Below are 22,067 nucleotides of genomic sequence, written 5' to 3'. Positions count from 1 at the left end.
CAGTTCCTCACCGCGATCCGGGGTGCGAGCCGGGCCCCTGTTCGACTCAGCCGTTCCCGGCGCGAGTGACGCCGTCGGGAGCACCCGAAACTCGGAGGAACCTCGTGCCCCTCAGCACCGCATCATCACCGCGCGCCCGCCTCGTGGCGTCCTGCGCAGCCGCCGGCGCCACCGTCGCCCTCGGCGCCGTGCTCGCCGTCCCGGCCACCGCCGCCGTGATCGACGAGCCGCTCGTCGCCACCGGCGACAGCACCGTGACCCTCACGCCCATCGGCAGCCACGACACCGGCGTCTTCGACGAGTCCGCGGCGGAGATCGTCGCGTTCCACGCCGGCACCCAGCGCTTGTTCACGGTTGACGCGAACGCGGGCGACATCCGCGTGCTCGACGTGTCGGACGCGACCGCTCCCGTCCAGCTGTTCACCCTGTCCGCAGCCGGCCTCGCATCGGCGGACGGCTCCACCATCCCCGCCGGCGCCGTCGCCAATTCCGTCGACGTGCGCTCGGACGGCCTCGTGGCGGTGGCGGTCGAGGCTCCTCACAAGACCGACGATGGCTGGCTGGCGTTCTTCGACGCGGACGGCGCCGAACTGGGCGCGGTGCGCGCCGGTGCGCTGCCGGACATGGTGACGATCACCCCGAACGGCAAGCGCGCCGTGGTCGCGAACGAGGGCGAGCCCTCAGCCGACTACGACGTGGACCCCGAGGGTTCGATCAGCGTTGTCGACCTGCCCAAGAAACTGGGCGCGCCGTCGCAGCAGGACGTCGCCACCGCAGACTTCCACGAGTTCGAGGACGCACTGCCGGCCGGCGTGCGCATCTTCGCCGGCATCGACGGCGCTGACATGCCCGTCTCCCGTGGTCTCGAGCCCGAGTACGCCACCGTGGACACCAAGTCCCGCACCGCCTACGTGACGCTGCAGGAGAACAACGCGATCGCCGTCGTGGACCTGGCCTCTGCGACCGTCACCGACATCCTTCCGCTGGGTGCCAAGGACCACTCGATCGAGGGCAGCGGGATGGACGCCTCGGACGAGGACGGCCCGAGCGCCTACGACGACGAGGGCGCCATCTCGATCGGCACCGTCCCGGTGATGGGCCTCTACATGCCCGATGCGATCGCCTCCTACTCCTCGCGTGGACGGACGTACCTCGTCACCGCGAACGAGGGCGACGCCCGCGAGTTCGGGGATTACGAGGAGCCCGCCCGCATCAAGGACCTGGGCGACGACGGCATCCCGCCCGTGTGCGATGGCGTGCTGACCGAGGCGCAGCTCGAGGACTCGGTGCTCGGACGCCTCGACGTCAGCACCGCATCGGGCCTGAGCGACGACGGCTCGTGCTACGAGACGCTCTACAGCTTCGGCGCGCGGTCCTTCTCGATCTGGTCCACGGACGGCAAGCGCGTGTTCGACTCGGGCGACGACTTCGAGACCATCACCGCACAGGTGGCGCCCGCGCACTTCAACTCCGACAACGACGAGTCGACGTTCGACAGCCGTTCTGATGCCAAGGGCCCCGAGCCGGAGGCCGTCACTACCGGACGAATCGGCTCGCGCACCTTCGCGTTCGTGGGCCTTGAGCGCGTGGGCGGCATCATGGTCTATGACATCACCGTGCCCGCCAAGACGACGTTCGTGACCTACGTCAACAACCGCGACTTCGCTGCGGACCCCGAGTCGCCCGAGGCGGGCGACCTCGGCCCTGAGGGCCTTGCCTTCATCGAGGCCCAGGACTCGCCCACCGGCTCGCCCCTGCTGGCAGTCGCGAGCGAGGTCTCGGGGACCACGACGCTGTTCGACATCGACGTCGCCCCCGGCGGCAAGGGCCAGGGCAAGGGCAAGGGCCGCCGCTGAGCCTGCGCGCTCATCCAACCGCGAGGGCCCGGGGGCCGGTCACACGACCGGCCCCCGGGCCCTCGGGCGTCTGCCCCGACGGTGCGGGAGCCGTGCCGGCCGGCCTCCGAGCGCACCAGTCGCAAAGACGGGGCTTGACATTGACGCAGCGTCAACTTCTACAGTCGAGACATGACCACGACAGACACCACTGACGGCGCCCTCGACATCGCCCAGCTCGCCCGCCTCACCGGGGTGACGAGCCGGACCCTGCGCCACTACGACAGCATCGGCCTGCTGACCCCCGCCTGGACGAGCGCAGACGGCCGGCGCCACTACGCCCGTCCCGAACTGCTCCGCCTCCAGCACATCCTCGTGCTGCGGGAACTCGGCACCGGCCTCGACCGGATCAGGCGCATCGTCGACGCACACGACCCCGCCGAGACCATCGCGCAGCTGCGCGACCACCACGCCGGCCTCACCGCCGAGCGCGACCGCTACGCGCGACTGGCCGCCACGGTCGCTCGCACCATCGACTCACTCGAGAAAGGAAAGACCATGACCACCGACCAACTGTTCGACGGCTTCGACCACACGCAATATGAGCCCGAGGCCCGCGAGCGCTGGGGCGACGCCACCGTCGACGCCTCGAACGCCCAGTGGGAGAAGCTCGGCGAGGACGGCAAGCGCCGTCATATGCAGACGGATCGCGAGATCGTCGAGGCCCTCGGCGCTGCCGTGCGGGTCCACCTGGCGCCCGACAGCCCCGAGGTCCAGGACGTGATCGCCCGGCACCACGCGTGGGTGAGCGTGATCTGGACCCCCGACGCCGACGCCTACCGAGGCCTCACCCAGATGTACGTCGACGACGAGCGGTTCCGCTCCCACTACGACGAGGTCGCCCCCGGAGCCGCCCAGCTGTTGCGCGATGGCGCGGAGGTCTACGCGGACACGCGCCTCTAGCGCCCGCCCGCTCCCTCCGGCCGATGCGGTCGTCACCTGGGTGACGACCGCATCGGCCGGTCTGCGTGGAGGGGTGAGATCACCCACAGAAGTTCGTCGTGCGGGAATAGTTGAAAGATCATCTATTGTTGGTCAGGTGTCGCCATCGTTGCCGACAGCCATGACCATCCGAACCCCACGACAAGGACACACCATGACTCGCATCGGTATCATCGTCGGCTCCGTAGCCGAAAGCTCCATCAACAAGAAGGTCGCGACCGTGCTCCCCACGCTCGCCGACGACCAGAGCGTTGAGTTCGTCCACCTGGACCTCACCGCGCTGCCCATCTACAACTACGAGCTCGACGGCAACTGGCCCGACGTGGCCACCGAGTGGAAGCAGTCCATCGAGGACGTCGATGGTCTGATCATCGTCACCCCCGAGTACTCGCGCTCCATCCCGGGCGCACTCAAGAACGCCCTCGACTGGGCCTCGCGTCCCTGGGGTCAGAACTCCTTCACCGGCAAGCCCGTCGCCATCATGGGCGCGTCGATCGGCACCACCGGCACCGCGATGGCGCAGCAGCACCTGCGTAACATCCTCGCGCACTTCTCGGCGCCCACGCTGGGTCAGCCCGAGACGTTCTTCCACTTCAACCCGGCCGCCTTCGGCCACGATGGATCGCTCCAGGACGACGCTCAGGCGGCTGTCCTCGGCGGCTTCGTCAACGCGGCGGTGGACCATGTCCAGTCGCACGCGCGCATGAACGCGAACGTCTGACACGTCGCATGGGCGTGCCGACCACGCAGGACGCATGATCGCTCCGAGAGTGGTCATGAGCACCACGTAGAACGCACGACGCCTCATCACAGCACGGCCGCCGGGATTGCCCGGCGGCCGTGCTGCGTTGTGCCTGGCATGACGCATCTCTGGTGGGCCCGCCGCGACCTGCGCCTCGACGACAACCCCGCGCTGCTCTCCGCCCAGGAAGGCAGCCCGGCGGCGGCCGTCTTCGCGTGGACGCCGGCCCTGCACTTCTGGTCGGGCCGACGCCGCGCTCACCTGGCGCGCGTGCTGTGGTCGCTGCGCGAGGACACGGGCGGCGCCCTCGCGGTGCGCCGGGGCGAGGCGGCCGATGCGGTCCTCGCAGCCGCCCGGCAGGCCGATGCGACGGCGGTCTGGGCGTCGCAGGAGTACACGCCGTCCGGCGTGCGCGAGCAGAAGCACGTCGCCGCGGCTCTCGAGGCCGACGGCCGCGAGCTGCGCATGATCGGCTCTCCCTATGCCGTGGCGCCCGGGCGCGTGACCAAGGGAGACGGCACCCCGTACCGGGTCTTCACGCCGTATCGCGGCGCGTGGCGCGAGCACGGCTGGCGCTCCCCCGCCGCCCCCGCCGATGCCGACGCCTTCGTGCGCCTCCCGAGGGACTCGGCCGACGCCGACCTCGACCAGATCGCCGCACACGCCGACGCGGAGGATCCCCTCGAGCGCACCGAGGAGTTCCGCGAGCGCCGCGTACGGGAGGACCTCGAGGCCTTCGTCGACGACAGAGTCGAGCACTACGGAGACGAGCGCGATCGCCCCGACCTCGACTCCACGTCCCGCCTGTCGAGCGCGTTGGCGTTCGGGCTCGTGCACCCGCGTACCGTGCTCGCGCTCACCGGCGCCGTGGACCACCCGGCGGCCCGCACCTTCGAGTCCGAGATCGCCTGGCGCGAGTTCCATGCCGACACCCTGTGGCACGAGCCGCAGGCGCGGCGCGAGTCGCTCTCGACCGTGGTCCTGGAGGACGACTGGGCGACCGGCGCGGAGGCCGACGCGGCCTTCGTCGCGTGGCGTGACGGCCGCACGGGCTTCCCGCTCGTGGATGCCGGAATGCGGCAGCTCGCCTCCACGGGATGGATGCACAACCGCGTGCGCATGGTGGTCGCGAGCTTCCTGGTGAAGGACCTCCACCTGCCGTGGCAGCGCGGCGCCGACTACTTCAGGCGAGCGCTCGTGGACTACGACCATGCGCAGAACCAGCTCAACTGGCAGTGGGTGGCCGGCACCGGCCGGGACGCCTCCCCGTACTTCCGGGTCTTCAATCCGGAGACGCAGGCGGGCAAGTTCGACCCGCATCGACGCTACGTCGAACGCTGGGTGCCAGAGCTGGACACCCCCGCCTACCCAGCACCGATGGTCGACCACAAGGTCGAGCGCGAGCGGGCTTTGGAGCTCAACCGGCGCGCGAAGGCCCGCGTCCAGCGGTAGCGTCGACACCATGCGGAGGGACGAGGTCGACCGGTGGATGGGCCACTACGACAATCCGATGAAGGACGTCGTGCAGCGCATCCGGCAGATCATCCTGGCGAGCGACGACCGCGTGAGCGAGTGCCTCAAGTGGTCCACGCCCACCTTCGTCTACAAGGGCAACATCGCGAGCTTCTTCCCCAAGTCCACGCACTACGCGACCCTCATGTTCCATCAGGGCGCGCTGATTCCCGGCCACTTCCCGAGCCTCGTAGGCAACGGGCCCGAGGCTCGCGCTATGAAGATCGTGTCGATCGCCGAGGCCGAGGAGCATCGCGACGAGATCAACGCCCTCATCGAGGCGTGGATCGAATGGAAGGACATGGACTCCTCGGGGACGTGACCCTCAGGCGGGGAACGCGCCCATCATGACGAAGTTGACCGGGTCGTCCCCGTGGCGCACCGCCTCGACCTGCTTGCGCACCAGCGCGATGTAGCGCTTGTCGGTGAGCAGCGCGAAGCCGGCGACGTGCGGGACGACGATGCACCCGGGCGCGGAGAACAGCGGGTGGCCGTCGGGAAGCGGCTCGGGGTCCGTCACGTCCAGCGCCGCACGCAGCCGTCCCGCCTGGAGCTCGCCCAGCAGCGCCTCGGTGTTCACGACCTTGCCGCGGCCCACGTTGACCACCAGCGCATCGTCAGGCAGCGCCGCCAGGAAGTCGGCGTCGACCAGGCCCTCGGTCTGCTCGGTGAGCGGAGTGACGAGGAACACGATCTCGGCGTCCGGCAGGAGCGCCGGCAGGTCGTCGATCGCGCGCACGTCGGTGCCGTCGGGCGCGGTCCGCGCCGACCTCGCCACGCCGGTCACCTGGGCCTCGCACGCACGCAGGCGCGCCCCCAGCGCAGCGCCGATGCTGCCGTAGCCGATGACGAGGCACCGGCGGTCCGCGAGCGACGGGGCGTAGACATCCGCATCCCACGTGCCACGTGACTGCGCATCCCAGAACTGCGGCAGGCGCCGCTGGCTCGCGAGCGCGAGGGCAAGCGCCATCTCTGCGGTCCGCGAGTCGTGCACTCCCCTGGCGTTCGCGAGCTTCTTTCCGGCCGGCACGAACGGAGCGGCGTGCTCGTAGCCGGCGGAGGGGATCTGGATCACCCTCAGGTCAGGGCACTCGGCGATGCGGTCGTAGACGGCCTTGCCACCGGACAGGTGCGGAATGCACGCGATGGTGACGCGCTCGCGCTCATCCTCGGGGACGGGGCCGGAGGTGGGGTCCCAGACGATGACCCGGGCGTCATCGCCGAGCTCCCCGAGCGCATCGGCGATTCTTTGGTGTGGGACAGCGACGGTGATCATGCGGCCAGTCTTTCACCCCGCGCGCCCTGGTCAGGGGATGGAGGCGGGGCGCACCGTGGCGGGCGGGGGCGCGGTGCTGCCGCGGACGACCAGCTCGGTCGACATCCGCACGTGAGTCTCGCGCTCGACGCCGTTGATGATGTCCAGCAGCATCTCCATCGCGGCACGGCCCATCGCCTGCATGGGCTGGCGCACGGTCGTGAGCTGCGGCACCGCGAGGGATGCCTCGGGGATGTCGTCGAAGCCCACCACCGACACGTCCTCGGGAACGCTGAGCCCGTACTCGTGGGCGACCTCCATCGCGCGAATCGCCGTCACGTCGTTCGCGGCGAAGATCGCGGTGGGGCGATCGGGCAGCTCGAGCAGGTCGCGGGTGATCTCGGCGGCGCGGTCGGGCGCGTAGCGGGACTCGCGCACGAGCGACGGATCCACGGGGACGCCCGCCTCCTCCATGGAGTCGCGGTAGCCGGCCTCGCGCAGGTGGGCGGAGTCCAGCTCGGAGCGGCCACCGAGGAAGGCGATGCGGCGGTGCCCCAGCGAGATCAGGTGCTCGGTCGCCTGCTTGGCGCCCGAGTACGAGTCGGCGTCGATGGTGGGCATCGACGACGGCCCGAAGTGGGGGTCGACCGCGACCGCGGGCACGATGGTGCGGGCGTCGAGCACGGTGGGGGTGACGAGCACGGCACCGGCGATCAGCGTGCCGCCCAGGCGTGACAGCGAGCGGCGCTCCCAGCCGTGCTGGTCGCCTCCCGAGTGCGACAGGAGCTCGTAGCCGCTTCCGCGGGCGCCGAGCGCGGCGCCCTTGAGGAGCTCAGCACTGAAGGGCTCGAAGTCCGGCACCAGGATGCCGAGCACGTTGCTCGTGTGGCTGCGCAGGGATGCGGCGATGAGGTTGGACTCGTAGCCCATGTCGTTGATGACGCCCTGCACGAGCTCCACCGTGTCCTTGGCCACGCCGTAGCGGCCGTTCACCACTTTGGACACGGTCGCGACGGAGACGCCCGCCTTCGCGGCGACGTCTGCCATCTTGACGCGAGGAGCGGGTTCCATGGGCTGATGCTACCGCGCCGACGGACTGCAACCTCGTTGTGACTAAAACGTTATCCATAACGATTGACACCGTAGCGAGCCGGGTGTCATAGTTCCCGTGTTCAGCTGGTCAACGAAGATCGAAAGGACAGGACATGGCGAACATGCGACGATTGGGTGCCTTCGCGGCATTCACCACATCTGCCGCTCTCCTGCTGGCTGCTTGCAGCAGCGGAGACGGCGAAACCACGGATCCCACTGATTCCCCCACCAACGGTGAGGCGGAGCAGAGTGCGGAGCCGGTCACCCTCACCTGGTGGCACAACGCGGTTGCGGGCGACAACGGGGAGAACGCCCTGGGCGACTACTGGCAGACCGTTGCCGACGCCTACACGGCGGAGAACCCGCACGTGACCATCGAGATCGAGCAGGTCCAGAACGAGGACCTGCAGCGCACGCGCATCCCGCTTGCACTGCAGTCCGGGGACGCTCCTGACCTCTTCCAGGCGTGGGGCGGCGGCGAGCTGGCGAGCCAGGTCGAGTCCGGCTACGTCCAGGATCTGTCGGAGACGCTTGCGGACGACATCGAACGCCTCGGCGGCGGTGTCTCTCCGTGGCAGCACGAGGGGTCGACCTACGGCCTGCCCTTCACGTTCGGCGTCGAGGGCATCTGGTACCGCGAGTCTCTCTTCGAGGAGGCCGGGATCACTGAAGAGCCCGCCACCATGGACGAGCTCAACGCCGCGGTGCAGGCGCTCAAGGACGCGGACATCACCCCCATTGCGGTGGGTGCTGCTGACGGATGGCCCGCTGCGCACTGGTGGTACAACTTCGCTCTGCGCTCGTGCTCGCAGGACGTCATGGCGGCCGCAGGCGTCGACCGTGACTTCTCGGACCCGTGCTGGGTCCAGGCTGGCGAGCAGCTCGAGGAGTTCCTCGGCACCGAGCCGTTCCAGGACCAGTTCATCTCCACGGTCGCCCAGACGGGTGCGACGTCCTCTGCTGGACTCGTCGCCTCCGGTGACGCGGCCATGGAACTCATGGGCCAGTGGAACGTCTTCGTGTACGAAGGCTTCACGGACGGCACCGACGAGGGCATCGCTGCGCTGCAGGATGACCTCGGCTGGTTCCCGATGCCCGCGACTGACGGCGGCAACGGTGACCCGAGCGCTGCCCTCGGCGGCGGCGACGGCTTCTCCTGCTACGTCGACGCTCCGCCGGAGTGCGCTGACTTCCTGTCGTTCATCGTGAGCGACGCGAACCAGATGGAGTTCACCGAGGCCACGGGCGCCCTGCCCGTCGCACCGGCCGCGGCAGACGCCGTGACCAACCCGGTGCTGGTCGAGCTGGCCCAGGTGGCCGGTAACGCTGAGTACGTCCAGCTCTGGCTGGACACCTCCTTCGGCACCAACGTCGGCGGCGCGATGAATGACGGAATCGTCAGCATCTTCGCCGGCACCGGTGAGGCTCAGGACGTGGTGGATCTCATGACCGCCGCCGCCCTGACCGAGTAGGACTCATCCACCCGACCCCCTGATCCCAAGAAAGCGAGGCTCCCTGGTGACTGCACTAGAGGCCTCGGGTACGGGAACGGGCCCCGCCACCGATGCCAAGGCATCGGTGGCGGGGTCCACCCCTGTCACCCCCGCCGCATACAACCCCCGCCGCGACCGCCGCCGCAAGTGGCTCGAGATCGTCATCTTCGTCGGCCCCGCCCTGCTGCTCTTCCTGGTCTTCGTGATCTTCCCGATGATCATGGCCGCGCGTTACAGCCTCTACAAGTGGGACTCCCGCCAGCCGTTCGAGCTCGCGGAGTTCATCGGATTCGACAACTACACCCGCGCTCTCATGGGCGGCACCGACCCCGAGACCAAAGAGATCTTCTGGAAGGCGTACGCACAGCCGTTCTGGAATGCCGTGGGCAACAACGCGCAGATCATCGCGCTGTCCATGCTCGTGCAGCTGCCGATCGCGATGATCATCGCGCTGGTGCTGAACCGCAAGTTCCCCGGCCGCTCGAGCGTGCGACTCATCATCTTCGCGCCCTACGTCCTCAGCGAGGTCGTCGCGGGCCTGATGTGGCTCATGCTGCTCGACCCTCGCGGTCCCGTGACGGAGATGCTGGCGGCGATAGGGATCTCCGATCCCGCAGGAGGGTGGCTCGAGGATCCACAGGCGGGCTTCTGGACGTTCTTCTTCATCGTGTCGTGGAAGTACATCGGCCTGGCGATCATCTTGTTCCTGGCAGGCCTGTCCGGCGTGCCGCCGGAGCTTCAAGAGGCCGCGTCGATCGACGGCGCGAGCTGGTGGCAGGTGCAGTGGCGCATCAACATCCCCCTGATCGGCCCCACCGTCCGCGTCTGGGCGTTCCTGTCGATCATCGGCTCGATCCAGCTGTTCGACATGGCCTGGGTGCTCAACAAGGGCGGCTCGACTGGCCAGTACTCCACCATCGCGACGCTGATGGTCGACATCGGCACGCAGCGCAACGACGGTGGCTACGCCTCCGCCCTCGCGATCATCATGTTCATCTTCTCCATGGTCGCCGCGATCACGTACATGACGATCGTCATGCGCCGTGACAACGGTGCTCGTGCCGGAAAGGGGGCCTGACATGGCCACCGCAGTCAAGGACGACGTCAAGAAGCGCCGGTCGAGCCAGTCACGCGCTCGCACCAGGCTTGGAGGCGACTCGTCGATCTACGTCACGATCTTCGTGGCCCTCATCGCGGTGGGACTCACGCTCGGCCCCATTCTCTTCCTGGGTCTGGGCGGGTTCCGCACCAACGGCCAGATCGCCGAAGACCCGACCGGCCTGCCGAACCCGTGGGTGTGGCAGAACTACTGGGACATCCTCACGGGATCCACCTTCTGGGAGTTCACGCTCAACTCGGCGATCATCTCCATCGCGACCACGGCCGGCGTGGTGCTGTTCGGCACCATGGCGGCGTACCCGCTGGCCCGGTACTCGTTCCGTGGCCGCGAGGGCGTGTTCCTGATGTTCACCGCTGGGCTGATGTTCCCCCTCACCGTCGCGATCTTCCCGCTGTTCCTGCTGCTGCAGGACCTGGGGCTGGGCGGCATGTGGGGTCTGATCATTCCGCAGATCGCCTTCGCGCTGCCGGTGACGGTCATCATCATGCGCCCGTTCCTCGCGGCGCTGCCGGACGAGCTCGAAGAGGCGTCGTTCATGGATGGACTCACGCGGGTGGGCTTCTTCTTCCGCATGGTCCTGCCGCTGGCGCGACCCGGCATGGTGACCGTGGGCGTGCTCGCGTTCCTCGGTTCGTGGAACGCGTACCTGCTGCCGTTGGTCATGCTCACAGGACGCGACGCGCCCACGACGCTGCCCCTCGGCGTGACTCAGTTCCAGGGCCAGAATGCCGCGAACTTCGCGGGCATCATGGCCTACACCTTCCTGGCCATGATCCCCGCACTGGTGTTCTTCCTCATGATGGAGAAGCGCATCGTCGACGGACTCTCTGGCGCGGTGAAGGGGTAATGACGATGAGCACCAATTTCATCAGCGCGCCCCCGCGCGCCGGCGAACGCCCGGAGGGCATCAGTCCTCGGGTGCGTGCGATCGTCGCGGAGATGTCGCTGGACGAGAAGCTGGCGCAGATCGTCGGCTTCTGGGAGGGCGAAGAGGGCGACTCCGTCGCCCCGCTCCAGGGCGAACTCGCCAGCACGGGCAAGCTGGACGATGCGATGGCGCACGGCCTCGGCCACCTGACTCGGGTCTACGGCACCAACCCCGTCGATCCCGACGAGCGGGCCGCGTACCTGTGGAAGCGGCAGCGGTCGCTGGTGACGGACACGCGGCCGGGAATCCCGGCGCTCGTCCACGAGGAGTGCCTCACCGGACTGGCGGCATGGAAGGCCGCCACGTTCCCCACGCCACTGGCATGGGGAGCCGCGTTCGATCACGCGCTCGTCGAGCGCATGGGGTCGCTGATCGGCGGCTCGATGCACGCCCTCGGCATTCACCAGGGCCTCGCCCCGGTGCTTGACGTCATCCGTGACGTCCGGTGGGGACGCGTCGAGGAGTGCATCGCCGAGGACCCGTACCTCGTGGGCACCGTCGGCACGTCGTACGTGCGCGGGCTCCAGTCCGAGGGCGTCGATGCGACGCTCAAGCACTTCGTGGGCTACTCGGCCTCGCGTGCGGGACGCAACTTCGCTCCCGTCCACGCGGGTCGACGCGAGCTGCAGGACGCCCTGCTCATCCCGTTCGAGATGGCGGTGCTCGACGGCGGCGTGCACTCGATCATGCACTCGTACGCAGAGATCGACGGCCTCCCCGTCGCGGCCGACCCGGAACTGCTCACCACCAAGCTCCGCGACGAATGGGGCTTCACCGGCGTCGTCGTCGCCGACTACTTCGGCGTCGCCTTCCTGCACCTCCTCCACGGGGTGGCCGCGGATCTGGGCGACGCGGCGGCGCAGGCACTGGCCGCCGGCGTCGACATCGAGCTGCCCACGGGCGACGCCTACCTGGCGCCACTCAAGGCCGCGCTCGAGTCCGGGGTCGCGGACATCGCGCACGTCGACCGCGCCGCCGAGCGCGCCCTGGCGCAGAAGGAGCGCCTGGGTCTGCTCGACGCCACGTTCGAGGAGGACCCGCCCACGGGCGTCGACCTCGACTCCCCCGCTCACCGCGAGGTGGCCAGGGAGCTGGCGGAGAAGTCGGTGGTGCTCGTCTCGAACGACGGCGCGCTGCCCCTCGATGCCACGGACGAGCGTCAGGTGGTGGGCGTCATCGGCCCCAACGCGGACACGTTCGCGGCGCTCTTCGGGTGCTACTCGTTCGCCAACCACGTGCTGTCACAGCGCCCAGGCGTCGAGCTGGGCTTCGAGGCGCCGTCGGTGCTGGAGGGCATCCGCGAGGAGTTCGCCGGCACGGTGCTCGCCGCTCAGGGCTGCGGCATCGACGACGACGACCGCTCCGGCTTCGACGAGGCGGTCACGATCGCACTCGAGGCCGACACGGCGATCGTGGTAGTCGGCGACGAGGCCGGCCTCTTCGGCCGCGGCACCGTCGGCGAAGGCTGCGACCGCGACGATCTCGAGCTCCCCGGCGTGCAGCGTGACCTGGTCGAGGCGATCCTCGACACCGGCACCCCCGTCGTGCTGGTGATGCTCACCGGACGCCCGTACGCGGTGTCGTGGGCCATCGAGCGCTGCGCGGCGGTCGTCCAGGCCTTCTTCCCGGGTGAAGAGGGCTCCGGCGCGATCGCACGGGTGCTGTCCGGACGGGTCAACCCCTCCGGCCGCCTGCCCGTGACGCTGCCGCGGTCGGTGGGCGCTCAGCCGTACTCGTACCTGCACCCCAAGCTCGGCGGCGATGGCGAGGTGACCAACCTCTCCACCGGCCCTGCGGCGTGCTTCGGCCACGGGCTGTCGTACACGACGTTCGCGCACGAGAGTCTCGAAACGTCCGACGCTCCGACCGACGGCGAGATCGTCGCTGCGGTCACGGTGACGAACACCGGCGACCGTCACGGCGAGGACGTCGTGCAGCTGTACGCACACGACGTCGTGGGATCCATCACCCGGCCCGTCGCTCAGCTCGTGGGCTACCACCGGGTGGCTCTCGGCCCCGGCGAGAGCGCGCGAGTGGAGTTCACCGTGCCGACCACGCGTCTCGCGTTCTCGGATCGCTCGTTCACGAGGGTGGTCGAGCCCGGCGCCATCGAACTCTGGACCGGCACCAGCGAGGAGCGTTTCGCAGAGGCGAGCCTCACGCTGGTGGGCGACGCTCACCCTGTCACCACCGCATCGGCCCGCTGGACCACGACGAGGGTCGTATGACACCTGTCCACGACGTCGACCACCGCATGGGCGAGGGGACGGTGACCGTCACCGACGGTGGCGGCGTCCCTCTCGCCGATGCGGTGATCACGGTGGAGCAGACGCGCCACGACTTCGCCTTCGGCAACATCGGGTTCGACCTGATCGAGTGGATCGGCGGCGACGGCGAGGCGGGCACGCACCTGTTCGGCGGAGCCTCCGCCGCATCGGCCCCCCTGCTGGCCGAGAAGTACCTCGAGCTGTACAACGCCACCACGCTGCCGTTCTACTGGCGGGGCTTCGAGCCCCGCCAGGGCGCCCCTGACACCGACCGGCTTCGCCGTGCCGCGCAATGGTTCGTGGACCGGGGGGTCGCCGTCAAGGGCCACCCGCTGCTGTGGCACACGCTGGCGCCCGAATGGCTGCTCGACCTCGACGACGTCGCGGCCGAATCGGTCATGCGTGCGCGCATCACGCGCGAGACCCGCGCATTCGCCGGCGTGGTGGACCTCTGGGACGCGATCAACGAGGCAGTGATCCTCCCCGTGTTCACGGCCGAGCACAACGCCGTCACCCGGCTGGCTCAGTCCAAGGGACGCATCGAGATGGTGCGCCTCGCGTTCGAGTCGGCACGCGAGGGCAATCCGCACGCCAGGCTCGTCCTCAACGACTTCGACCTGTCCGCCGATTACGAGCGCCTCATCGAGGAGTGTCTCGACGCGGGCATCGAGATCGACGCCATCGGCCTGCAGACCCACATGCACCAGGGGTACCGCGGCGAGGAGGCCGTGTGGGACATCCTCGAGCGGTTCGCGAGGTTCGGGCTGCCGCTGCAGATGACGGAGACCACTCTCGTCTCTGGCGACCTCATGCCCGCCCACATCGTCGACCTCAACGACTACGTGGTGGACGACTGGCCGTCGACGCCCGAAGGCGAGGCCCGCCAGGCGGACGAAGTGGTGCGCCACTACCGCACGCTCGTCTCCCACCCGGCCGTGGAGTCGATCACCTATTGGGGCCTGACGGACGAGGGCGCCTGGCTGGGCGCTCCGGCCGGGCTGCTGAGGCGCGACGGAACGGCCAAGCCCGCCTTCGACGCCCTGGTGGGGCTCATCAAGAGCGAGTGGTGGACGCACCCCACGGACATGAGAACCGACGCGGACGGTCGAGTGCACGTGCGCGGCTTCGCTGGTGACTACCGCGTCTCGCACGGCGGTCGCAGCGCCGAGCTTCACCTCGAACGGGGCGCCACCGCTCCCCTGCGCGTGGCGCTGGAGTAGGTGCCACGATGACCTCCGACCGACAACGACGTCGATCACCCCGGGTCACGATCTCGCAGATCGCGGAGGAAGCCGGCGTCTCCATGCCGACCGTCTCGCGTGTGCTCAACGGTCGGACGGGCGTCTCCGATGAGACCCGCGCCGCGGTCCAGGCACTGCTGGACGAGCACGGGTATCAGCGTCGCGGCACCGCGCAGCGACAGCGCGTGGGACTCATCGACTTCGTGCTGCGCGACCTCGATCCGATCTGGGCGATGCCGCTCATCCAGGGCGCGGAGACGGAGGCGATGAGGGCGGGCGCCAGCATCGTGCTGACCTCGACGCATGGGCGATCGGTCGGCAACCGCCGCTGGATCCAGCACCTCGCGAGCCGTCGCACCGACGCGGTCGTGATCGTCGTCTCCGAGCTCTCGGAAGGCGCCGCGGCCGAACTGGGGCGCCTGCACACCCCTGTCGTGCTCGTCGATCCCGTCGGCTCCGCCCCCGGGAACATGCCGACGGTCGCCGCCGCCAACCGCGCGGGCGGCCGCATGGCCACCGAGCACCTGTTCCGGCTCGGCCACCGACGCATCGGCATCGTGACAGGACCGCAAGGCGTCCGGTGCTCCGAGGACAGGCTCGAAGGCTACCGGGACGCGCATCGGCGCCATGGGATCCCGCTCGACCCACACCTCCAGGACTACGGGGACTTCATGCCGGCCTCCGGCCTCGCGTCCGCGCGGCGCATGCTGGGGATGTCCCGCCGCCCCACGGCGATCTTCGCCGGCACGGACCAGACTGCATCGGGCGTCTACACGGCCGCCCGCGAGCGCCACCTTCGCATCCCCGAGGACCTGTCCGTCGTGGGGTTCGACGACGTCATCCTGTCCGAATGGCTGCAGCCGCCGCTCACGACGGTGCGCCAGCCGCTCGAGCAGATGGCTCGCGCGGCGATCCGCGCGGCCGCCCAGATCGCCTACGAGGGCCGCGCTCCGTCCGGGCGTCTCGAGCTGCCGACGTCGCTCACGCTCCGCGCGTCGACGTCAGCGCCCATGCGTGCGGCCGCCTGACAGTCAGCCAGGCGCGAGCACCGAACGGCCGATGCGCACAGTGGCGGCGGTCACCGCGTCGCGTCCTCGGGGCGGAGGCTGACGCGGCGCAGCAACTGCGCATTCGCCGCCACCACGATGGTCGACAGGCTCATCGCGATCGCCGCCGCAGCCGGTGGCATCGTGACTCCCGCCCACGCGAAGGCGCCGGCCGCCACCGGAATGGCGATCACGTTGTAGCCCGTGGCCCACACCAGGTTCTGGCGCATCTTCCGATACGACGCTCGCGACAGGTCGATCACCGACAGCACGCCGCGCGGGTCGGAGCTCGCGAGCACCACGCCCGCGGCCTCCATCGCCACATCAGTGCCGGCGCCGATCGCCAGGCCCACGTCCGCGCGGGCGAGCGCCGGTGCGTCATTGACGCCGTCCCCGACCATGGCGACCTTCTTGCCCTGGCTCTGCAGCCTGCCCACGGCGTCGTCCTTGTCGCCCGGAAGCACCTGGGCGAAGACCTCGTCGATCCCCAGGTCGTGGGCGACCGCATCGGCCACGGCCTGCGAGTCGCCCGTGACGAGCGCGACCGCGATGCCCCTGGCATGGAGCGCATCGACGGTGGCGCGAGACTCGTCTCGCACCGGGTCCGCGGTCGTGAAGGCGCCCACCACCTCGGCATCGACCACCACGTGGAGCACAGCGCCGCCGCGCTCGTGCCACGGAGCCGTCGCCCGCGCCAGCGACTCGGGTTCCGACACGCCGAGATCGGCCAGCAGTGCGGGTCCTCCCACCGCCACCTCGTGACCGTCGACGACCGCACGCACGCCCTTCCCTGGCACGGTCTGGACGCTGTCCGCAGAGGGGACCTCGATGCCACGGTCCGCGGCGGCAGCCATGACGGCGCGACCCACGGGGTGCTCGGAGTCGCGTTCGGCCGCCGCCGCGAGCGCGAGCACTCGATCCAGCTGACCGTCGGAGACCGCCGCGGAATCCGTCACCACGTGGGATCCCTCGGTCAGCGTCCCGGTCTTGTCGAACAGCACCGTGTCCACCGTGCGCATCGCCTCGAGCGCCTGGGTGTCCTTGATCAGGATCCCGTGCTGGGCGCTCGAGGAGGTGCCGATGGCGATCACCAGGGGGATCGCCAGGCCCAGCGCGTGGGGGCAGGCGATCACCAGCACGGAGACGGCCCGCGTCAGACCGGTCGCAGGGTCATCGACGATCGCGGTCACGATGAAGGTCAGGGCGGCGACGACGAGCGCGATCCAGAACAGCCATGCAGCCGCGCGGTCGGCCAGTCGCCGCGTTCCGGAGCGCGATTCCTGCGCGGACTGCACCATGCGCTGGACGCCGGCCAGGGCGGTGCCCTCCCCCGTGGCCGTGACTCGGATCCTCAGCGAGCCGTCGGTCGCCACGGTGCCCGCGACGACCGCATCGTCCGCGTGCTTGGCGACGGGAGCGGACTCACCCGTCATCAGCGACTCATCGACGGCAGCGTCTCCCCGCAGGATCGTTCCGTCCGCCGGGATGCGGCCGCCCGGGCGGACCACCACCACGTCGCCTTCACCAAGATCGGAGATCGGAACGGTCTCGGTGGCGTCGCCGTCGACGACTCGCTCGGCGTCGTCCGGCAGCAGCTCGGCGAGCGCTTGGAGCGCGCCCCGCGCCTGTCCCACCGCCTTCATCTCCTGCCAGTGGCCCAGGAGCATCACGACGATGAGCGCCGCGAGCTCCCACCAGAAGTCGAGGTCGCCGAGGCCGAGGGTCGCGCCTGCCGACGCGAGGAAGGCGACCGTGATGGCGAGCGAGATCAGCGTCATCATGCCGGGCCGGCGCGACGTGATCTCGTCCCGCCACGCCATCGACAGGAACGGCCAGCCGCCCCATACGAAGATCACTGACCCGAGCAGCGGAGGGATCCACACGGTGCCGGGCAGATCGTAGCCGAACCAGTGCTCGACCATCTGGCTGGTCGCGATCACCGGAACGGCGATGACCAGGTTCCACCAGAACAGCCGGCGGAACATGTCGGCGTGGCCCGAATGGTCCGTGCCGTGGTGCTGCTGGTGCTGCTGGTGCGCCGTGTGCTGTGCGTGCTGCTGATGTTCCATGGGGACCTCCTGGTAGGAGAACGTCCCCTCACCGTAAACCTTCCAGTCAACTGGAAGGTCAAGCGGTCATTCGTCTGGCATTGCCGCGCGACTGCAGTCCTCGCCGCTGGACAGGCGGCTCAGACGGTTCACGCGGCGGCTCAGGCGGCTCCGGAACGGCGCCGGTTGACCACGTCGAACGCCACTGCCGCCAGGAGCACCAGGCCCTTGATGACCTGCTGCCACGCGGAGTCGATGCCCATGATGGACAGCCCCTGGTTCAGCACCCCCATCACGAGCGCGCCGATCACGGCACCCGACACCCTGCCCACGCCGCCCTGGACCGCCGCACCTCCGATGAAGACCGCAGCGATCGCGTCCAGCTCGTAGAAGTTGCCCGCGCCGGACTGCGCCGCACCCGCGCGCGACGTGGTCACCACCGCCGCGATGGCGGCGAGGACGCCGATGTTGACGAAGATGAAGAAGTCCACCCACTTGGTCTTGACGCCGGACATCATCGCGGCGAAGCGGTTGCCGCCCATCGCGTAGATGTGGCGACCGAACACCGTGCGGTTGAGGATGAACGAGTACGCGAGCACGAGCACGCCGAGCAGGATCAGCACGTACGGCGTGCCGTTGTGCTGGGCGAGCAGGTACGCAAAGAACAGCATCGCTCCGGAGATCAGGACGATCTTGCCGACGAAGAGCGGCATCGACTCGCGCGGCAGGCCGCGCGCCCTGAGCTTGGTGCGAGCCCTCAGCTGGGAGACCGCGTAGCCGACGGCGCCGAACGCGCCGATCAGCAGCGTCAGGACGTCGAGTTCGTTGACCGTGCCGAGCCAGTCGGGAATCCATCCCGCGCCGATGGCCACGTATCCCTGGGGCAGGCCGCCGATCGTGCCGCCGGTCAGGAACACGATGGCCAGGCCGCGGTAGATCAGCATGCCCGCCAACGTGACGATGAACGCTGGCACACGGACGAATGCCACCCAGAAGCCCTGCCACGCACCCACGACCGCGCCGACCAGCAGCGACACGAGGATGGAGACCCACACCGGCTGGCCCCACTCGCTGATCGCGATCGCCGAGACTGCACCGATCATGGCGACGAGCGATCCCACCGACAGGTCGATGTGGCCGGCGATGATGACCATCACCATGCCGATCGCGAGAATCACCACGTAGGCGTTCTGGCTGATCAGGTTGTTGAAGTTCGCGGGCAGCAGGAGCTTTCCGTCGGTGAACCAGAACTGGAACAGCGCCACGATGACGACGAGGGCACTGAGCAGGCCGTAGTCGCGCGCACTGACACCGACCGAGGACTTGCGCTTCTCGGCCGCTTTCTTGGTAGATGGCTCGGACATCGTCAGTTCTCTCCTACCGTCATGAGTTGCATCAGTCGTTCCTGTGTTGCGTCCTTGCGAAGCACATCTCCCGTGACGCGGCCCTCAGAGATGGTGTAGATGCGATCGGAGAGCCCCAGCAGCTCCGGGAGCTCGGACGAGATCACCACGATCGCCTTGCCCTGGGCGGCGAGCTTGTTGATGATCCCGTAGATCTCGTACTTCGCCCCCACGTCGACGCCCCGCGTGGGTTCGTCGAGGATCAGCACGTCAGGCGTCGTGTTGAGCCACTTGGACAGCACGACCTTCTGCTGGTTCCCGCCCGACAGGGTGCCGACGACGCGGCTGACCGAGTCCGTCTTGATGTTGAGCGACCTCCGGTACTCCTCGGCCACCTCGATCTCCTCATGCAGATCGATGACGCCGTAGTCCGACACACCACGGAGGTTCGCGCCCGTGATGTTGGCGGCGATCGTCGCGATGAGGTTCAGGCCGTACCGCTTGCGGTCCTCGGTGACGTACGCGACGCCGTTGGCGATCGCATCGTTCACCGACCGCGTCGAGATCTCCTTGCCGTGCTTCAGGACCCGTCCCGAGACGTGCGCGCCGTATTGGCGGCCGAAGAGGCTCATGGCGAGCTCGGTGCGCCCGGCGCCCATCAGACCCGCGAAGCCCACCACCTCGCCCGCCCGGACGTAGAACGACGCGTCCTTCACGACCTGGCGGCCGGTGTCGACAGGGTGGAAGGCGTTCCAGTTCTCGACGCGGAACACCTCCTCGCCGATGTCCGGCGTTCGCGGTGGGAAGAGGCTGTCCAGCGGGCGACCCACCATGGAGCGGATGAGACGGCCCTCCGAGTTGTCCTCGTCGGACATGCTGAAGTCGTCGACGGTCTCGCCGTCACGGATCACCGTGATCGTGTCCGCGACCGCGCGGATCTCCGCAAGCTTGTGCGAGATGATGATGCTGGTGATGCCCTCGTCCCTCAGGCCCCTGATCAGGTCCAGGAGGTGCGCAGAGTCATCGTCGTTGAGCGCGGCCGTCGGCTCATCGAGGATGAGGAGTTTGACGTCCTTCGAGAGCGCCTTCGCGATCTCGACGAGTTGCTGCTTGCCCACGCCGAGATGGAGGACCTGGGTCGTCACCTCCTCGTTGAGGCCGACTCGCTTCAGGAGCTCCTGCGCCCGCTCGTTGGTCTCGTGCCAGTCGATGACGCCGCGCGACGCGCGTTCGTTGCCGAGAAAGATGTTCTCGGCGATCGACAGGTACGGGGAGAGCGCCAGCTCCTGGTGAATGATGACGATTCCGGTGTGCTCGGAGTCGTTGATCGAACGGAACTCGACCGGCTCGCCGTCGAACTCGATCTGACCCTCGAAGTGGCCGTGCGGGTACACGCCCGACAGCACCTTCATCAGCGTCGACTTGCCGGCGCCGTTCTCGCCGCAGATGCCATGCACCTCGCCACGGCGAACATCGAGGGAGACGCCGTCGAGTGCACGCACCCCGGAGAACTCCTTCACGATGTCCGTCATCTTCAGGATGAGATCCGACACAGTGTTCCTTCCCATAGCGCCCACAGTGGGCAGACGGTGGCGGCCGCCGCGAGCGACGACCACCACCGTCGGTGGAGACTTACAGGCCCACGTCCGCGGGCTGGAGGAAGCCCGAGTCGATCAGCTTCGACTGCACGTCGTCCGCCGTCACGACCTCAGGGGTGATGAGGTACGAAGGAACGACCTTGACGCCGTTGTCGTACGTCTCGGTGTCGTTCACCTCCGGCTCCTCGCCCGCAAGGATGGACATGATCATCGTCTCGACGCGCTCGCCGAGAAGACGGGTGTCCTTCCAGACCGTCATGGACTGCTCGCCCGCGAGGATCTGCGTCACTGCGGCCTTGTCGCCGTCCTGACCCGTGAGGATCGGGAAGTCGTCGGCGGTGTAGCCGGAGGTGCGCAGGGCCTGGGCGATGCCCACCGCGAGGGAGTCGTTGGGCGAGAGCACCACATCGACCTTCTCGCCGCCGGCGTAGAACGAGCTGAGACGGTTCTCCATCTCGGCCTGAGCGTCATCGGAGCCCCAACCAAGGATGCCGATGGACTGCCAGTCGTCGACGGAGGCCGGAGCCTTGTTCGACGGCACGACGAGCTGTCCGCTGTCGACGTACTCGCTCAGGACGTCCCACGCGCCGGCGAAGAAGAACCGTGCGTTGTTGTCGTCCGGGCTTCCGGCGAAGGGCTCGAAGTTGTACGGACCATCACCGTTCGCGAGGCCGAGCTCCGACTCGATGTACTCACCCTGGAGGGTGCCCACCGAGTAGTTGTCGAACGTGGCGTAGTAGTCCACATTCTCCGACTCGAGGATCAGGCGGTCGTAGGCGATCACGGTCGCATCGGCGTCGCCGGCCGTCTGGAGCACCGGCCCAAGTGTGGTCCCATCGATGGCGGCGATCACCAGGATGTTCGAACCGTTGGCGATCATGTTCTGCAGCTGTGAGATCTGCTGGTCGGTCTCGTTGTCTGCGTACTGCAGGTCGACGGTGCAGCCGTTCTCCTCAAGGCGCGCCTTGAGGCCTTCACCGTCATTGATCCAGCGTTCGAGTGAGCGCGTGGGCATCGCAATGCCCACGTTGCATTCGTCTGACGCGGCCGGGGCGCCTCCGGACGTGGAGTCCGCCTCAGGCGTCTCCTCCGCCGACGAACATGCAGCGAGTGAAAGCGCCAAAGCGCTGAAGCCCGCGACGAGCGCAAGCCTGTTCCTCTTGATCATGCGTAGAACTTCCTTCCTTGAGTGCCGATCGGCACCGTGCGGTGGCGCTCGTTCACTCTCGGGGACCGCGGCGTCGCGCTCCCCGAGCAGATGAACGTGCGGATGATGCTGCCGCCGGAGGAGTGGGGAGTATCGAACGAGGCGTCTTCCAGCACTGGGTCAACCCCCCTGGTCACAGATGCTGTTGTCATACCTCACTCCTTTGTCAGGCTCTCGCATCGCAAACGTCACACTATGTTGACTTCGCAAACATATCGCTGGCGCGACGGGTCCGCAGTGTCAGAGCGCCACCGTTACGGGATCGTGACCAAAGGAGAATCACGAGCACCGGCGCGAAATGTTAACGCTACGCATTTCGATGCCTCAGGTGAGTGCTC

The 22,067-nt window shown here is 68.5% G+C and carries 17 protein-coding genes; 11 read left to right on the top strand and 6 right to left on the bottom strand.

The window, feature by feature from the left end:
* The first annotated feature begins 104 nt into the window (after window positions 1-104).
* The 5 genes from QQX02_RS09850 to QQX02_RS09830 all read left to right on the top strand — a co-directional run bounded on the left by QQX02_RS09850 (window position 105) and on the right by QQX02_RS09830 (window position 5,413).
* Entirely contained in the window at window positions 105-1,856 is a 1,752-nt protein-coding gene (locus tag QQX02_RS09850; protein WP_301142776.1) for a choice-of-anchor I family protein, read from the top strand.
* Between the two features lie 171 nt (window positions 1,857-2,027).
* Window positions 2,028-2,798 carry a MerR family transcriptional regulator gene (locus QQX02_RS09845; RefSeq protein WP_301142775.1) on the top strand — a complete coding sequence of 257 codons (771 nt, stop codon included), beginning with the start codon at window positions 2,028-2,030 and terminating at the stop codon, window positions 2,796-2,798.
* A 193-nt stretch (window positions 2,799-2,991) separates the two neighbouring features.
* Window positions 2,992-3,558 carry an NADPH-dependent FMN reductase gene (locus tag QQX02_RS09840; RefSeq protein ID WP_301142774.1) on the top strand — a complete coding sequence of 189 codons (567 nt, stop codon included), beginning with the start codon at window positions 2,992-2,994 and terminating at the stop codon, window positions 3,556-3,558.
* A gap of 138 nt (window positions 3,559-3,696) precedes the next feature.
* Window positions 3,697-5,031 carry a cryptochrome/photolyase family protein gene (locus QQX02_RS09835; RefSeq protein WP_301142773.1) on the top strand — a complete coding sequence of 445 codons (1,335 nt, stop codon included), beginning with the start codon at window positions 3,697-3,699 and terminating at the stop codon, window positions 5,029-5,031.
* 10 nt (window positions 5,032-5,041) lie between these two features.
* Window positions 5,042-5,413, top strand: a complete 372-nt coding sequence (locus QQX02_RS09830; RefSeq protein ID WP_301142771.1) for a DUF1801 domain-containing protein — start codon at window positions 5,042-5,044, stop codon at window positions 5,411-5,413.
* 3 nt (window positions 5,414-5,416) lie between these two features.
* Here the strand turns inward: QQX02_RS09830 and QQX02_RS09825 are convergent, their stop codons facing one another.
* Together QQX02_RS09825 and QQX02_RS09820 are read right to left on the bottom strand one after the other, a co-directional pair.
* Complete coding sequence (locus QQX02_RS09825; RefSeq protein WP_301142770.1) at window positions 5,417-6,367, bottom strand: 2-hydroxyacid dehydrogenase; 951 nt, start codon at window positions 6,365-6,367, stop codon at window positions 5,417-5,419.
* Window positions 6,368-6,397: 30 nt separating this feature from the next.
* Window positions 6,398-7,417: a LacI family DNA-binding transcriptional regulator gene (locus QQX02_RS09820; RefSeq protein WP_062132449.1), complete on the bottom strand. Its 1,020-nt coding sequence runs from the start codon at window positions 7,415-7,417 to the stop codon at window positions 6,398-6,400.
* Window positions 7,418-7,551: 134 nt separating this feature from the next.
* Between QQX02_RS09820 and QQX02_RS09815 the strand changes: the two genes are divergently transcribed.
* Genes QQX02_RS09815 through QQX02_RS09790 form a run of 6 tightly spaced genes read left to right on the top strand, consistent with a single transcriptional unit; the run spans window position 7,552 to window position 15,515 of the window.
* Window positions 7,552-8,910, top strand: coding sequence for an ABC transporter substrate-binding protein (locus QQX02_RS09815; RefSeq protein WP_301142769.1), 1,359 nt, complete (start codon window positions 7,552-7,554; stop codon window positions 8,908-8,910).
* 46 nt (window positions 8,911-8,956) lie between these two features.
* Complete coding sequence (locus QQX02_RS09810; RefSeq protein WP_301142767.1) at window positions 8,957-10,009, top strand: carbohydrate ABC transporter permease; 1,053 nt, start codon at window positions 8,957-8,959, stop codon at window positions 10,007-10,009.
* A gap of 1 nt (window position 10,010) precedes the next feature.
* Window positions 10,011-10,898: a carbohydrate ABC transporter permease gene (locus QQX02_RS09805; RefSeq protein WP_301142765.1), complete on the top strand. Its 888-nt coding sequence runs from the start codon at window positions 10,011-10,013 to the stop codon at window positions 10,896-10,898.
* A 5-nt stretch (window positions 10,899-10,903) separates the two neighbouring features.
* The gene (locus QQX02_RS09800) at window positions 10,904-13,207 is read left to right on the top strand and encodes a beta-xylosidase/alpha-l-arabinosidase (protein WP_301142763.1); all 2,304 of its coding nucleotides are present in this window, start codon (window positions 10,904-10,906) and stop codon (window positions 13,205-13,207) included.
* Window positions 13,204-14,466, top strand: coding sequence for an endo-1,4-beta-xylanase (locus QQX02_RS09795; protein ID WP_301142762.1), 1,263 nt, complete (start codon window positions 13,204-13,206; stop codon window positions 14,464-14,466). The genes QQX02_RS09800 and QQX02_RS09795 overlap by 4 nt, the downstream gene beginning before the upstream one ends.
* An 8-nt stretch (window positions 14,467-14,474) precedes the next feature.
* Window positions 14,475-15,515: a LacI family DNA-binding transcriptional regulator gene (locus QQX02_RS09790; RefSeq protein ID WP_301142760.1), complete on the top strand. Its 1,041-nt coding sequence runs from the start codon at window positions 14,475-14,477 to the stop codon at window positions 15,513-15,515.
* A gap of 50 nt (window positions 15,516-15,565) precedes the next feature.
* On the opposite strand, the gene QQX02_RS09785 is transcribed toward QQX02_RS09790, so the two are convergent.
* The 4 genes from QQX02_RS09785 to chvE form a co-directional block, all read right to left on the bottom strand.
* Window positions 15,566-17,602 (bottom strand): heavy metal translocating P-type ATPase, encoded by a 2,037-nt coding sequence (locus QQX02_RS09785; protein WP_301142758.1) that lies wholly within the window; start codon window positions 17,600-17,602, stop codon window positions 15,566-15,568.
* 140 nt (window positions 17,603-17,742) lie between these two features.
* Entirely contained in the window at window positions 17,743-18,945 is a 1,203-nt protein-coding gene (gene mmsB, locus QQX02_RS09780) for a multiple monosaccharide ABC transporter permease (protein WP_301142756.1), read from the bottom strand.
* Window positions 18,946-18,947: 2 nt separating this feature from the next.
* Window positions 18,948-20,492, bottom strand: coding sequence for a multiple monosaccharide ABC transporter ATP-binding protein (gene mmsA / locus QQX02_RS09775; RefSeq protein ID WP_301142755.1), 1,545 nt, complete (start codon window positions 20,490-20,492; stop codon window positions 18,948-18,950).
* Window positions 20,493-20,556: 64 nt separating this feature from the next.
* Window positions 20,557-21,690 carry a multiple monosaccharide ABC transporter substrate-binding protein gene (gene chvE / locus QQX02_RS09770; RefSeq protein ID WP_301142753.1) on the bottom strand — a complete coding sequence of 378 codons (1,134 nt, stop codon included), beginning with the start codon at window positions 21,688-21,690 and terminating at the stop codon, window positions 20,557-20,559.
* Window positions 21,691-22,067 lie beyond the last annotated feature (377 nt).

It is taken from the genome of Demequina muriae, assembly GCF_030418295.1.
Taxonomy (GTDB): Bacteria; Actinomycetota; Actinomycetes; order Actinomycetales; family Demequinaceae; genus Demequina; species Demequina muriae.
This window is presented reverse-complemented; position numbering and strand designations above follow the sequence as displayed.